General features: G+C 71.7%; 16 protein-coding genes. 3 read left to right on the plus strand and 13 right to left on the minus strand.

Annotation, left to right across the window (positions count from 1 at the left end; translation table 11 throughout):
- Positions 1-15: 15 nt before the first annotated feature.
- The 13 genes from ACFWBY_RS02400 to ACFWBY_RS02460 all read right to left on the minus strand — a co-directional run bounded on the left by ACFWBY_RS02400 (position 16) and on the right by ACFWBY_RS02460 (position 10,204).
- Entirely contained in the window at positions 16-984 is a 969-nt protein-coding gene (locus ACFWBY_RS02400) for a YgfZ/GcvT domain-containing protein (protein ID WP_385330432.1), read from the minus strand.
- A gap of 61 nt (positions 985-1,045) precedes the next feature.
- Complete coding sequence (locus ACFWBY_RS02405; protein WP_385330429.1) at positions 1,046-1,513, minus strand: Fur family transcriptional regulator; 468 nt, start codon at positions 1,511-1,513, stop codon at positions 1,046-1,048.
- 171 nt (positions 1,514-1,684) lie between these two features.
- Complete coding sequence (locus ACFWBY_RS02410) at positions 1,685-2,257, minus strand: FABP family protein (RefSeq protein ID WP_385330426.1); 573 nt, start codon at positions 2,255-2,257, stop codon at positions 1,685-1,687.
- 284 nt (positions 2,258-2,541) lie between these two features.
- Complete coding sequence (locus ACFWBY_RS02415) at positions 2,542-3,582, minus strand: hypothetical protein (RefSeq protein WP_385330423.1); 1,041 nt, start codon at positions 3,580-3,582, stop codon at positions 2,542-2,544.
- Entirely contained in the window at positions 3,579-4,382 is an 804-nt protein-coding gene (locus ACFWBY_RS02420; protein ID WP_385330420.1) for a hypothetical protein, read from the minus strand. The genes ACFWBY_RS02415 and ACFWBY_RS02420 overlap by 4 nt, the downstream gene beginning before the upstream one ends.
- A complete protein-coding gene (locus ACFWBY_RS02425) occupies positions 4,379-5,320 on the minus strand; it encodes a hypothetical protein (RefSeq protein ID WP_385330418.1) in 942 nt (313 codons plus the stop codon). Before ACFWBY_RS02425 ends, ACFWBY_RS02420 begins: the two co-directional genes overlap by 4 nt.
- A gap of 114 nt (positions 5,321-5,434) precedes the next feature.
- A complete protein-coding gene (locus ACFWBY_RS02430; protein ID WP_385330415.1) occupies positions 5,435-5,698 on the minus strand; it encodes a DUF3099 domain-containing protein in 264 nt (87 codons plus the stop codon).
- 153 nt (positions 5,699-5,851) lie between these two features.
- A complete protein-coding gene (locus ACFWBY_RS02435) occupies positions 5,852-6,142 on the minus strand; it encodes a DUF1416 domain-containing protein (RefSeq protein ID WP_385330412.1) in 291 nt (96 codons plus the stop codon).
- 53 nt (positions 6,143-6,195) lie between these two features.
- Positions 6,196-7,041 (minus strand): sulfurtransferase, encoded by an 846-nt coding sequence (locus tag ACFWBY_RS02440; protein WP_385330410.1) that lies wholly within the window; start codon positions 7,039-7,041, stop codon positions 6,196-6,198.
- A gap of 202 nt (positions 7,042-7,243) precedes the next feature.
- Positions 7,244-7,333 carry an Ms5788A family Cys-rich leader peptide gene (locus tag ACFWBY_RS02445; protein ID WP_350875872.1) on the minus strand — a complete coding sequence of 30 codons (90 nt, stop codon included), beginning with the start codon at positions 7,331-7,333 and terminating at the stop codon, positions 7,244-7,246.
- A 159-nt stretch (positions 7,334-7,492) separates the two neighbouring features.
- Positions 7,493-8,209 carry a DUF2993 domain-containing protein gene (locus ACFWBY_RS02450; RefSeq protein WP_385330407.1) on the minus strand — a complete coding sequence of 239 codons (717 nt, stop codon included), beginning with the start codon at positions 8,207-8,209 and terminating at the stop codon, positions 7,493-7,495.
- 137 nt (positions 8,210-8,346) lie between these two features.
- The gene (locus ACFWBY_RS02455) at positions 8,347-9,939 is read right to left on the minus strand and encodes a hypothetical protein (protein ID WP_385330405.1); all 1,593 of its coding nucleotides are present in this window, start codon (positions 9,937-9,939) and stop codon (positions 8,347-8,349) included.
- A 10-nt stretch (positions 9,940-9,949) separates the two neighbouring features.
- Complete coding sequence (locus ACFWBY_RS02460; protein WP_214952240.1) at positions 9,950-10,204, minus strand: MoaD/ThiS family protein; 255 nt, start codon at positions 10,202-10,204, stop codon at positions 9,950-9,952.
- Between the two features lie 467 nt (positions 10,205-10,671).
- On the opposite strand from ACFWBY_RS02460, the gene ACFWBY_RS02465 reads away from it, so the two are divergent.
- From ACFWBY_RS02465 to ACFWBY_RS02475, 3 genes are all read left to right on the plus strand, one after another.
- Positions 10,672-11,442 (plus strand): response regulator transcription factor, encoded by a 771-nt coding sequence (locus ACFWBY_RS02465; RefSeq protein WP_385330402.1) that lies wholly within the window; start codon positions 10,672-10,674, stop codon positions 11,440-11,442.
- Positions 11,443-11,512: 70 nt separating this feature from the next.
- Positions 11,513-12,535: a LacI family DNA-binding transcriptional regulator gene (locus ACFWBY_RS02470; RefSeq protein ID WP_385330399.1), complete on the plus strand. Its 1,023-nt coding sequence runs from the start codon at positions 11,513-11,515 to the stop codon at positions 12,533-12,535.
- Between the two features lie 168 nt (positions 12,536-12,703).
- Positions 12,704-13,930 carry a S1C family serine protease gene (locus tag ACFWBY_RS02475; RefSeq protein WP_385409615.1) on the plus strand — a complete coding sequence of 409 codons (1,227 nt, stop codon included), beginning with the start codon at positions 12,704-12,706 and terminating at the stop codon, positions 13,928-13,930.
- Positions 13,931-13,949 lie beyond the last annotated feature (19 nt).

Here is a 13,949-nt window from a genome sequence, read left to right on the forward strand (position 1 = left end):
GCGGGGGCCAGGGCGCTACGGCGCGACGACCACCTCCTGCGCGGCGGCCGTCTTCCCGACCAGCAGCGGCGCGTCCACCGGAACGTTCCGCTTGACCAGCGCGAGCGCGATCGGCCCGAGCTCGTGGTGGCGGACCGACGTGGTCACGAAGCCCAGCTGGCGGCCCTCCTCACCGTCCGCGGCCAACCGGACGGGCGTGCCGTGGGCCGGGAGCAGCACCTCGGAGCCGTCCAGGTGCAGGAAGACCAGCCGGCGCGGCGGCTTCCCCAGGTTGTGGACGCGGGCCACCGTCTCCTGGCCGCGGTAGCAGCCCTTCTGCAGGTGGACGGCGGTGCCGATCCAGCCCAGCTCGTGCGGGATGGTGCGGTGGTCGGTCTCCAGGCCGAGCCGCGGCCGGTGCGCCTCCACGCGCAGGGCCTCGTACGCGAGCAGGCCTGCGGCCGGGCCGTGCGAGGCGGCGAAGGCCTCCAGTTCGGCGCGGGGCAGGAAGATGTCGCGGCCGTGCGCGGTCTCCCGTACGGCGTGCTCTTTGGCGACCTCGGCGATGGAGCCGGCCGGCAGGTGTACGACGGCGAAGTCCGCGGTGGCGTCGGCAACTTCGACGCGGTAGAAGAACTTCATCGACTCCAGGTAGGCGATCAGCGCCTCCTGGGTGCCGGGCTCGACGTGCGCCCACGTCGTCTCTCCGTCGTCGACGAGGTAGAGCGCGTGCTCGATGTGCCCGTTCGCGGAGAGGATCAGCGCCTCGGTGGCCTGTCCCGCCGGCAGCTCGGTGACGTGCTGAGTGATCAGCAGGTGGAGCCAGCTCAGCCGGTCCGAGCCGGTAACGGTGACGACCCCGCGGTGGGAGAGGTCGACGAAGCCGCGGCCGTCGGCGAGGGTGCGCTGTTCTCCGTACAGCTCGCCGTAGTGGGCGGCGACGCCCTCGTCGCGGCCTTCGGCCTGGACGGCGCCGGGGAGATGGAGCAAGGGGCTGCTGGTCATGCCACCCAGCCTACGACCCCGATCCGGGCACGCCCCAAGGGCGGCCCGCAACGCCCGGCTACTAGAGCGTCTCCCGGTGCCCGGCGGCGCACTTCTCGCAGAGCCCGAAGATCGCGAAGTGCTTCATGTCGGTCTCGAAGCCGAAGGTGTCACGGAGCTTGGCCGTGAAGTCGGCGGCGACGTCCACGTCCGCCTCGATGACCCCGGTGCAGTCCCGGCAGACCAGGTGGATGTGGTGGTGCCGGTCGGCGAGGTGGTAGGTGGGGGCGCCGTGCCCGAGGTGGGCGTGCGAGACCAGCTTCAGCTCCTCCAGGAGCTCCAGCGTGCGGTAGACCGTGGAGATGTTCACGCCGGAGGCCGTCTTGCGCACCTCGACGAGGATCTCGTCCGGGGTCGCGTGCTCCAGGGCGTCGACGGCTTCCAGCACGAGCTGGCGCTGCGGGGTCAGGCGGTATCCGCGCCGGCGCAGGTCGCTCTTCCAGTCGCCGGTCGCGGTCTCGGCGCTGTCCGTGCTGTCGGTGGTCACCACCCGGCCAGTGTAGGCCTCGGCCCGGGCCGCCCCAACTGTGCGTGCGGCCGCGGGACGCGACGGCCCCCGGCGGCAGTGCCGGCCGGGGGCCCGTCCACGTTTTCGCGCGCGTCGGTCGGCGAGTCGGCTGATCAACCTGCCAACCTGCCAGCCTGCCAGCCGGTCAGCCGGTCAGCGGAAGAAGGCGATGCCGTCGTCCGGCATGTCCGGGAGGTTGCGCGCCATCTCGGCGACCTCCTCGGGCGTGACGACCTTCTTGAGCTGGGCCGACATGTACGGGCGCAGCTCGACATCGGGGGTGGTCTTCTCGCCGACCCACATCAGGTCGCCCTTGACGTAGCCGTAGAGCCGCTTGCCGCCGCTGTGCGGGCGGGAGGTGGCGGTACGGGCCACCGCGTCGGTGACCAGGTCGATCTGCGGCTTCTGGGGGGCGAGGTCGCCGTACCAGATCTCCACGACGCCGTGGTCGCGGACCATGACCATCTCGACCCGGCGTTCGCTGTCGATGCGCCAGTAGCCGGACTCGGACTCCAGCGGCCGCACCTTGTTGCCCTCGGCGTCGAGGACCCAGGAGTGCGAGTGGTACTCCAGGAAGTCCCGGCCGTCGTGGCTGAAGACGACTTCCTGGCCGAAGTTGCACTTCTCCTCACCGGGGAAGTCGAAGACGCCTGCGCCTTCCCAATTGCCCAGGAGGAAGGCGAGGGGGACGAGGCTCGGGTTCAGGTCGGACGGGATCTGGATCATGAATGGCTGCTCAGGCGATCTGTGGGAGGGGTTGCGGTATCCGGGGCGGGCGGCGGCCGATCAGGAGATCAGCGCTGGCCCTGGTACAGCTTCTTCACGGCCAGTGCGGTGAAGGCCATGACACCGACGACGACCAGGACCAGCAGGGAAGTGAAGACTGCCTCAAGCACGGGGTGCTCCTCGGAGTGAGAGTGGCGTTACGGGGCCGGTCCCCAAGCCTACTGGCCTGGGGACCGGCGCACTCTGTGAGGTAGCCCGTACGACGGCCACCGGGGGCTCTGCGCTCAGCCGAGGAGCTGGTGCTGGAGGATCACCGTCTGGTGGAAGGGCACGGTGGCCACCTCGCCCTTGCGGGTCTGGAGGATGACGGCCTGGACGTCGCCGGCCTGGAGGCAGGCGAGCGCGGTCTGCTCGTCGCCCGTGGGCTTGCCCTCCTTGTAGAGGCCGACGTCACTCGAGATATGGAAGCCGCTGTCACTGCCGGTGTCGCCCCCCATCTCGGTGCGCTGCGACGACTTGGCCTTCCTCCACTCCTCGTCGACGTGGAGGGTCGCCACACCGTTCAGGCTGGCGCCGGAGTTGCAGCCCTCGAACTTGTCCACGAAGCCGGAGGCGTGGAAGCGCAGCAGGTAAACACGGGTACGGGTGCCGTCCGGGGTGGTCCAGCCGCGGGCGACGATCTGACGCAGCCCCTCATTGCCGAACGCCTCCTTCAGCTTCTCGCGGGGCGTGGCGTCGTACTCCTCCAGGAAGGTGTCGACCGTCACCACCCCGTCCTTCTCCAGCTTCAGCGCGGAGTCGGGGGTCGAGCCGGTGGGGGCCGGCAGGAGCAGCTCGGTGAGGCCCGCGTAGTGGATGCCGTCCGGGTTGTCCTCGGCGAACGGCAGGGCGGCGCCCGGCGGCAGCGTCGGCTTGGCCAGCGCCGGGTAGGTCCAACGGCCGTCGGCCTTGGTGGACAGGCCCGGGATGTCGGTGCGCTCGGGCTGGCTGACCCCGTACGCGACACCCGTGCCGACGGCGGCGAAGACGAGTACCGCGGCGGTCCAGCGCAGAGCGGCGAACAGCTTGCGGCGGTCCTTGGGCGCGGCCGGGACCTCCGGGGCCGCGGGGGCCGCGAAGGGGTCGGCGGGGGCCGCGTAGAGGTCGGCCGGGGCCGTCCCCTGCTCGGGCGGTGCGTCCTGGATCCCGTCCTCGGGTGCCGTCGCCTGGGCGGGCACGGAGGGCTCCGGAGTGGGCGCGGGCGTGGTGTCCGTGGCCACGGCGGACTGCGGCACGGCGTCCTCGGGGGGCGCCGGCACGGCTCCGGTGGTGTTCTGCTCGGTCACACAGACTCCCCGGGGGTCTTCAGGTGGCTCATCTGGTCCTTGAAGAAGCCGACTGCGTCGGAGGTGGGGAAGGGCATGCGCCCGTACGCGCGGAAGTTGACCATCACGTCGCCCTCGACCGCCACGCAGTACAGCGAGTCGATCATCTCCTTCTTCTCCTCCCCTACGCCCAGCAGCGAGCACTTGGCGTCGGGAAAGCCGTCCACCTTGGGCGCCTCCCGCCCGTCGCCGGCGAATTCGAGGAGCTTCTTCGAGACCTCGGAGAACGTCCCCAGCGTCTTCGGGTCGGCCTGCATGATGCGGACCTCCACCACCAGGTCGCCTTGGCGTCCGGTGTACCCGCGCCCGGCCAGGCCCTTGAGCTTCAAGCCGGTCAGCATGTCGTCGCGCTTCTTGCGCTCCGAGCCGGACAGGCCCGGCCGTGCTTCCTTGAGGCCTTCGAGGGCCTTCTCTCCGGAGACGAAGAAATTGTTGCCTTGGACATCGAGGTCAGGGCCCAGGGAGTAACCGCTCGGGACCGGGAGCAGCTTGCCCGTGAGGGTGTTCGAGGGCACCTCCCCCGCCTCCCCGGCCTTCGGAAGCTGCCCGCCCGCAGGGACCCAGTAGGCGGTGGGCGCGGTCCGGTCGGCTTCCCCGATCACGGACGACGCCCAGACACCGCCGCCTGCGAGGACGGCGACGGTCAGGGCCGTGGCGATGAGACCGGCCTTCTTACGGTTGACCGTGCGCCCGGGCCTCGCAGGCTCGGGCGTCGTATCCGGAACCGGAGGCGGGGTCATGTCGTTCTGCGGCTCGGTCACAGTCGCTCCAGCTGTCGCTTGGCCAGGTCGATGACGTCGCTCTCGGAGATGTCCCTGCCGCGTTTGTCGTTGTAGAAGACCTGCACCACCACGTCGCCGCGACGGACGACGGCCCGGGCCTGGCGCACCGGGTAGTACCCCGGCTTCTCGTCGAGCTCCGAGTGCACCCAGACGTGCCCAATCTCTGCCGGCACACCCGGGATGGCCACACCACTGTTGCCCGCGTACTTCTTCTGCGGCATGTAGGACGCCTGGTCCTTCTGGTACTCATCGGCGCCGGCGAAGCCGTTGAACTGCACCAGTCGGACCTCCGCGATCCGGTCGTTCTCCTCCCACATCGAGGCCGCGACCCGCCGGAAGTCGTCGTGGGCAAGGTCGCTGGCAACCACGTCCGGCCTCTCGAAGGTCGTCGCGAAAGAGTCGAGAGTCTCGTATCCGGCCGCGTCGATGACCTTCGCGCCGCCCGGTGCCTCGATCAGCAGCTTCGTGAGGTCGTCGTCCGTCTTGTGCCAGCGGTTGGCGTTGATCGTCTTGTTCGTGGTGGCGTCGTCGGGCGCGAGCGCCTTCGGGGACACCAGGTCCTGCTGGGCCAGCGGCGCGAGCGGCGTCGGTTCGCGGTCGTACTGGACCGCGTAGCCGGTGATCGTGCCCGCCAGGACTCCGAGGACGGCCGCGCCGGCGATCAGGAGGACCGAACGGCGGCTGCCACGGCGGCGTGGAGCGGCGGCCGGGGCCACCTCCGGAGCCGCGTCGGGGGACGCGTCGGGAGCTGCCTCGGGAGCGGGCTCGGAGGCGGGCTCGGAGGCGCTCTCCGACGCCGTCTCGGAGGCTGCCGCGGAGGCCGTCTCGGGAGCGGACCGAGCCGCGTCCGGAGTGCCCTGCTCCGGGGTGTTCTCCTCCTCTTTCCGCTGCTCGGGATGGGTCTGTGCGTGTTCCAAGAGAAGTCCCCCCACAGGACTGGTGTCGCGGGTCGATTGACCGCGTACAGAGATGACACCTTGCTGCGGGGGGATGTTGTACGCACCCTTATTACGTTTTTATATCAGCGGGTTTCAATCCTCGGGGTGCCGCTTTCCATCCAGTTCGTCCCACCACTCGTCGGACTTCGCGTCGCCCGAGGGGTCGTCCCACCAGCGGTCGTCCGGCCCGCGCCGGTTCGCGACGATCGCGGCGACCGGCGGGATGACCATGGCGACCACGCACAGCGCGACCGCGGCCTCGACGGACAGCAGGCGCACGAAGGACCAGGCGGAGACGAAGAGGAACAGGCATCCGCCCATGAGCAGGAAGTAGGCGCGGCGGCGCCGGGCGTACATACCTCCAGGGTAGGGCCGCTCCCCGCTTCCGCGCAGGTCCTGCAGCTGCGGACGGGTCCGGAACGGCACGAAGGGCCGCACCCTGGCTAAATGAGGCGTCCAACCCCCGGGGATGCGGCCCTTCGGCCGGTCATGCGGTCACGAGTGCGGTGCTCAGACCGCGATCGCCACGTCCGTCACGCCGCCGGTCTCGGCGACGACCACGGCGCGGTCGGCCTGGGCGCCGGGCACGAGCGCCCGCAGCGTCCAGGAGCCCTCGGCCGCGTAGAAGCGGAACTGGCCGGTCGCCGAGGTCGGGACCTCCGCGGTGAACTCACCGGTCGAGTCCAGCAGGCGGACGTAACCGCTGACGGGCTCGCCGTCCTTGGTGACCTGGCCCTGGATGGCGGTCTCACCGGGCTTCAGCGTCGAGAGGTCGGGCCCGCCGATCTGTGCTCCACACATGTTCTCTGTCCTGTCCTAGAGAGGGATGACTACGGGGCGTCGCGTGCCCGGTGTTACTTGTTGGCGCCGAGCTCGATCGGCACGCCGACCAGCGAGCCGTACTCGGTCCACGAGCCGTCGTAGTTCTTGACGTTCTCCTGGCCCAGGAGCTCGTGCAGCACGAACCACGTGAGCGCGGAGCGCTCACCGATGCGGCAGTAGGCGATGGTGTCCTTCGCCAGGTCGACCTGCTCGGCCGCGTAGAGGGCGGTGAGCTCCTCGTCGGACTTGAAGGTGCCGTCGTCGTTGGCGTTCTTCGACCACGGGATGTTGCGGGCGCTCGGGATGTGGCCCGGACGCTGCGACTGCTCCTGCGGGAGGTGCGCCGGCGCGAGCAGCTTGCCGGAGAACTCGTCGGGCGAGCGGACGTCGACCAGGTTCTTCGTGCCGATCGCGGCGACCGCGTCGTCACGGAAGGCGCGGATCGAGGTGTTCTGGGCCTTGGCCTTGTACTGGGTGGCCGGGCGGTTGGGGACCTCGGTGCCGTCGACCAGGTCGCGGGAGTCGAGCTCCCACTTCTTGCGGCCGCCGTCGAGCAGGCGGACGTCCTGGTGGCCGTAGAGCTTGAAGTACCAGTAGGCGTAGGACGCGAACCAGTTGTTGTTGCCGCCGTAGAGGACGACGGTGTCGTCGTTGGAGATGCCCTTGGCGGAGAGGAGCTTCTCGAAGCCCTCCTGGTCCACGAAGTCGCGGCGGACCGGGTCCTGGAGGTCGCTCTTCCAGTCGATCCGCACGGCGTTGGTGATGTGGTTCTTGTCGTAGGCGGACGTGTCCTCGTCCACCTCGACGATGACGACGTTCGCGTCGTTCAGGTGGGCCTCGACCCAGTCGGCGTCTACGAGGACGTCGCTGCGGCTCATGGTGTTCTCCTCCGGGGCAGTGTGCGGCGGGGTGGTGCTGGTGGTGCGGGGTGCGTGCTTCCGGGTGCTCCCCCAGCTACCGCTGGGAGGTGCCCCTTGCGGATCCTGTTGCGGGGAGGCTTCAGGAAGGCGGGAGGCATAGGTGGTCACACGGGAAATCGGAAGGCCGTCGTCCGGCTATGGAGCGGGATGCGCTCACACGTCACATGGATCGACAGAGCATGGCGGCGACGCGACACAGGTCTACTGCCCGTCGCTTCGTGAGGTCCGCCTGCTGATGCTTCATAGCCATGGATCGTAGGGACGAATCGGCCGCCCTGTCACCGCCGTGTCATATAGCGAGACAGGATCGTCCGAATACTGGGATCAGCACCTTCTGCGGGGCTCTGCCGCGGCCCCCCGGGGCCTCGCGGCGGCCCCTGCCATCTGCGGGTCGGACCGACCCGTCTCACTATCCGGCCAGAGCCAGATCCGTACCGCCCAGCGTCAGGTGCACACCGGCCTCGTCGGAGGTCAGCGCGGTCAGCTGGACCCCGGACGGCAGACCGCCGTCGAGACGCCGGTCGAAGTCGGTCTTCTTGCGGATCGCGCCCTCGATCCCGGGGAGCCCCTCACCCGGAACCTCGTCCGCGCGCACCCGGACGATCTTCGAGCCCTTCGCGTCCTTGGCGTCGACGAGCGTGATCGTCGACACCACGCTGCGGCTGATCGTCTTGCCGAGGAGCTCCACGCTCGCGCCGACCTTCACCTTGCCCGGAACCCCGCCGTAGGCGACCGTCACCCCGGGCTGCGCCGCCGCGCTCAGGTCGGCGTACGTGATGAGCGTCGAGCCCTCGGCACGCGCGGCGGTGCCGCCGCTGTAGTCGCCGTTCAGCTCCACCCCGCGGAACGTCACGGCGAGTTGGGACAGGCGCGTCTTGCGGCCGTCCGTGGTCGCCACGTCCAGCCCGGCCACCTTCAGGTCCACCTCGTCGAGGTCGTGGGAGAGGGCCTGCGTCAGGAAGGGGAATCCGTGGATGTCCACCTCCACGCCACCCGGCAGGCCCTGACGGGCCTGGATCCGGTCGGCCAGCCGGTTCTCGGCGTAGCCGACCGCCCAGCGGTCCAGCCCGACGAACAGGCCGCCGAGGACCACTCCGATGATCACAACGACACGCAGGACGCGCACGCGCCCACCCCCAGACGATCGGTAACGAGCTCTCTAGTGGACCATGACCGCCCGTCTGGTTGCCGTGAGCATGCCGACGGGGTGGGCGCCGGGCGCACGCCGGGCGCCCACGGGGCGTGGCAGTCGGGTGCGGGGCCTCAGCCCACCACCCGTCCGATCAGGTAGACCGCCGGCGCCGCCGCGGCCAGCGGCAGCGCGACACCGGCCGTCATGTGGACGAACTTGGACGGGTAGTCGTACGCCGCCACGCGCAGCCCGATCAGCGCGCAGACCCCCGCCGCCAGGCCGATCAGCGCACCGCCCGCACCGACGGACGTCAGCCCGCCGACCGCGACGCCGCCGCCCGCCGCGGCGGCGAGCGAGACGCCCACCGAGGGCACGGTGGGCAGCGGGAGCGCGCGGGCGAACACGGCCACCGCCACGGCGGCCGCGCCCACGCTCGCGGCGGCAGGACCGGCCGCCAGGTAGCCGGCGCAGACGATGGCGAGCGCGGCCGAGGCCACCGAGGCCATCAGCCCGTAGATCCGCTCGTCCGGATCCGCCTGGCTGCGCAGCTGGAGCACCAGCGTGAGCAGGACCCAGGCGCCGAGCGTGCCGATGATCGCACCGGGCCCGTACGCGTCCTCCACCGCGAGTACCGCGACGTCGGCCACGACGGCTCCGGCGAAGGCCAGTGCGATGCCCTGACGCGCCGGCCACATGCCGTTCAGCCGGAACCAGCCGGCCGCGGTGAGGCCCTGGAGTGCGATGAGGGGCGCGAGCAGCGCGAGCTTGCCCAGGGCCGCGGCCGCCGCGATGACCAGCCCGAGGGCGGCGGTCAGTATGGCCGCCTGCGGGCCGGGGTCGATGATCGGCGAGCGGCCTTCGGCCCGGGCCTGGGCCGGATCCACGGCGCGCAGGGTGTTGCCCGCGAGGGTGGGCGGGGAGTAGGCGGGCTCCTCCCCGGGTGCCCCCGGCGTCCCGGGCAGACCGGGTGCCCCGGGCTCCGTGCCGGGTACCTGCTCCGGCGCCGCATCCGCTGCCCGCACCGGGTCCGGCGCAGCCTGCGGCGGGAGGTAGGCGGTCGAATCCGCCCACTCCGGGGGCTGGGACCGGGCGGCGTACTGCTGGGCGGCGTCCGGCCGGGCGGCCGGGGGCTCCTCGCGGAACCAGTGCTCCGGCACGGCCGGCTCCCGCACCTGCCCGGCTCCCGCCGGGTCCGTCGGGCCGGGGTAGGAGATCGGCGCGTACGCGTCCCCGCCCCACCCGTGCCCGGCTGCCGGATCCTGCGATGGTGCCGGGGGCTCGGCGGCGTACTGCCGGGCGGCCGGGGGCTCCTCGCGGAACCAGTGGTCCGGCGCGGCCGTCTGCGGGTAGGCGGGCGCCGGCGCGGCGCCCGGGTCGGGAGCGGCGGCGTCGTACCCCTCGGGCCCGTACCCCTCGATCCCGTACGCCTGCGCCCCGTACCCCTCGGCCCCGTACGCCTGCGCCCCGTACGCCTGCGCCGCGGGCTCCTGCGGCCACACCTCCGCCGGAGCCGCGTACGGGTCCGGGTACTGCGCCGGTACGCCGTCGAGCGGGCTCATGACCGGCTGGTAGGAGGTGTCCCACGTCGAGGACTGCCACGTCTGGGTCCCGTAGGGGTCCGGCTGCCCGGTCTGCTCCTGGGGCTGAGGGGGCTGCTGGTCCTGGTACCGCGCTTGCTGCTGCTCGTACGGCTCTTGCCGCTGCTGTTCCTCGGGCGTGCTCATCGGACTCCGCTCACCCGCCCGCGAACGGCGGGAGCACCTCGACGGTGCCCCCTTCGGTCAGCTCGACGCGATCGTGCGGGCGCTTGCCCACCGGCTCTTCGTTCACGAGGAAGGAGCAGCGCAGCAGGACCCGGGTCAGCTCCCCGGGGTGACGCTCCCGCACGGCGTCGAGCGCCTCGGCCAGTGTCCGCGCCGAGTACGGCTCCTCCGCCGTCTTGGCCGCGGCCTTCGCCGCCGCCCAGTAGCGGATGGTTCCGGTTGCCACTGCACGCTCCTCTCGTCGGCGCTCTGCCGTCGGCCTCCATCATGAACCCTCGCGCCCCCGGTTCCGGCGTGCCCGCGCACGCCCCGGGTGCGCCCGGTCGGCCCGCGATCGGTCCACCGATCCGGTGAAACCGGCGCATAAGCAGGTCACCGGGTGGTGCGCACCACAGAGCGGGCTTCTCGGAAGCCTCGGCCCGGCCGGGGCGGGTGGGCTATTCTGCTGGCGAGAGGATCCGGGCAACGTAGCCCCCGGGTCCTTTTGTGCTTTCAACACGTTGAACGAACCGAGAACAGTGGTATCCATCCGGACCTCAGGGCGCGGGGACCGGGCGGACACCAGGCAAGTCGTACGAAGCAGTGCCGCGAAAGTCCTCGACGGGACCGAGGAGGAACCGACGTGACGGACCAGCGAACCGTGCAGGCGCACACGCACGCACACCACCGCCCGACCCGGGCAGGTGGTGGGGCATGAGCTCCCTCCTGCTCCTGACCAATGCCCTGCAGCCCTCGACCGAGGTGCTGCCCGCCCTCGGCCTGCTGCTCCACAACGTGCGGGTGGCCCCCGCCGAGGGCCCGGCCCTCGTGGACACCCCCGGCGCCGACGTGATCCTCGTGGACGGCCGCCGCGACCTGCCGCAGGTGCGCTCGCTGTGCCAGCTGCTGCGCTCCACCGGGCCGGGCTGCCCGCTGATCCTCGTCGTCACCGAGGGCGGCCTCGCGGCCGTCACGGCCGACTGGGGCATCGACGACGTCCTCCTCGACACCGCGGGACCGGCCGAGGTCGAGGCGCGGCTGCGCCTGGCCACCGGGCGCCAGCAGCTCGGCTCGGACGACTCCCCGATGGAGATCCGCAACGGCGACCTGTCGGTCGACGAGGCGACGTACTCGGCGAAGCTGAAGGGGCGGGTCCTGGACCTCACCTTCAAGGAGTTCGAGCTGCTCAAGTACCTCGCGCAGCACCCGGGCCGGGTCTTCACGCGTGCCCAGCTGCTGCAGGAGGTGTGGGGCTACGACTACTTCGGCGGCACCCGGACCGTCGACGTGCACGTACGGCGGCTGCGCGCGAAACTCGGCCCCGAGCACGAGTCCCTGATCGGCACGGTCCGCAACGTCGGCTACCGCTTCGTCACCCCGGAGAAGGTCGAGCGGGCGGCGGCGGAGGCGGCCGCGCAAGCGGCCACGAAGGCGGCGGCGGAGGCCGCCGCGCAGGCCGCCGCGGCGCTCACCCGGATGGACTAGGGAGGCTGTGGGAACGACCACCTCGGGACGCCCTGCCCAGAGGCTGGTCACCCCGCGTAGACTGCCGCGCGTGGCCAAGGTGACGCGGGATGACGTGGCACGACTTGCGGGTACTTCGACCGCCGTCGTGAGCTACGTCATCAACAACGGACCCCGGCCGGTTGCCCCGGCCACGCGCGAGCGTGTCCTCGCCGCGATCAAGGAGCTGGGCTACCGCCCGGACCGGGTCGCCCAGGCGATGGCCTCACGGCGCACCGACCTCATAGGCATGATCGTTCCCGACGCCCGCCAGCCGTTCTTCGCGGAGATGGCGCACGCGGTCGAACAGGCCGCCGCCGAGCGCGGGAAGATGGTGCTCGTCGGCAACTCCGACTACCGCGACGAGCGCGAGGTCCACTACCTGCGGGCCTTCCTCGGCATGCGCGTATCGGGCCTGATCCTGGTCAGCCAGGGCATGAGCGAGCGCGCCGCCTCGGAGATCGAGGCCTGGGACGCGCGGGTCGTCCTGCTCCACGAGCGCCCGGAGGCCATCGACGACGTCGCGGTCGTCACGGACGACATCGGCGGCGCGCAGCTCGCCACCCGGCACCTGCTGGAGCACGGCCACGAGTACGTGGCCTGCCTCGGCGGCGTCGAGACCACGCCGGAGGTCGGCGACCCGGTGGCCGACCACGTCGAGGGCTGGCGCCGGGCGATGCTCGAATCCGGCCGCTCGGTGGAGGGCCGGCTCTTCCAGGCCCCGTACAACCGCTACGACGCGTACAAGGTCGCCCTGGAGGTCCTGGCCGGCCCGGACCGGCCCCCGGCCATCTTCTGCGCCACGGACGACCAGGCGATCGGCCTGCTGCGGGCCGCGCGCGAGCTCCGCATCGACGTGCCCGGGGAACTGGCCGTCGCCGGCTTCGACGACGTGAAGGAGGCGGCCCTGACGGACCCGCCGCTCACGACGATCGCCTCGGACCGCCCGGCGATGGCCCGGGCGGCGGTGGACCTCGTCCTGGACGACTCCCTGAGGGTGGCCGGCTCCCGCCGCGAACGCCTGAAGCAGTTCCCCTCGGCGCTGGTCATCCGCCGCTCCTGCGGCTGCCACTGAACCGCCCCCTCCGCATCTCGCCGCTCCCGGAACCGGGCCCGCCCCCCTCCGGGCGCCGCCCGGGCCGGGGCGTGACCCAGTCCGGTCTTATATAGGGCATACACGGTTCTGTCGGGCTTCTCACCGTGGACTCAGGAAGCTCTCATGAAGTGCGGACACAGTCACCTCATGACGGAGAACTTGCGCCGCGAAGGCGAGTACGGCGAGTACGGCGAGTACCCCCAGAGCCGCCCCCAGCCCGCCCCCTTCGGCGAGGACTGGCAGCGCGGTCGTGACCGGCTCGAGCGGGACGCGGCATTCCCCCCGCCGCCCCCGTACCCCCCGGCCCCGGGCCGGCACGAGGCGCACGTGCCCCCGGTCATCCCCGGCGAGACCCTCCCGCGGAGCGCCGGCGGCGGGGCCGGCGGCACCGGCTGGGCCACCTGGGGCGAGGCCGCGCCCGCCGAGGCCGCGCCCGCCGAGGCCGCCCCCCGGGGCCACGCCCGGGCCAAGCGCCCGGTCGCCCTGCTCACCGCCGTCGCCCTCGCCGCCGCGGTCGTCGGCGGCGCGACCGCCGCCGCCGTCCAGCAGCTGCTGGACGGCGGAACCGTCACCGGCACCGGCTTCTACGGCCGCAACATCTCGCAGTCGAACACGGGCACCGTCGCCGGTGTCGCCGAGAACGTCAGCCCCTCCGTCGTCCGCATCGACACCAGCACCGCCGCCGGCACGGGCACCGGCTCCGGCGTCGTCATCACCGCCGACGGCGAGATCGTCACCAACAACCACGTCATCGACGGCGCCACCAAGATCCAGGTGACGATGAGCGACGGCAAGAAGTACTCCGCGAGGACCGTCGGCACGGACCCGGACAAGGACCTCGCCCTCATCAAGCTCGAAGGGGCCGGCGGCCTCACCCCCGCCAAGCTCGGCGACTCCGACAAGGTCAAGGTCGGCGACGAGGTCGTCGCCATCGGCTCCCCCGACCGCCTCACCGGCACGGTCACCAGCGGCATCGTCTCCGCGCTGAACCGCGAGGTCAACGTCCCCAAGTCGGAGCGGAAGCAGTCCCCCCAGGACGGCTTCCCCTTCTCCTACGGCGGCAAGCAGTTCAACGGCGACACCGGCTCGGACACCACCTCGTACAAGGCCATCCAGACGGACGCCTCCCTCAACCCGGGCAACTCCGGCGGCGCCCTCGTCAACCTGAGCGGCGAGATCGTGGGCATGCCCTCCGCGATCTACTCCCCCTCCAGCGGCAGCGGCTCCGCGGGCAGCGTCGGTCTCGGGTTCGCCATCCCCGTCAACACGATCAAGGCCGACCTGCCCTCCCTCCGCAAGGGCGGCCCGGGCGGCACCGGCAGCGGCGCCGACGAGGGCAGCACCGGCACCAACGGCTTCGGAACCGTCTTCTAGCACTGTGCCCGGGAAGGCC

This window comes from Streptomyces sp. NPDC060049 (assembly GCF_042736715.1).
GTDB lineage: Bacteria > Actinomycetota > Actinomycetes > Streptomycetales > Streptomycetaceae > Streptomyces.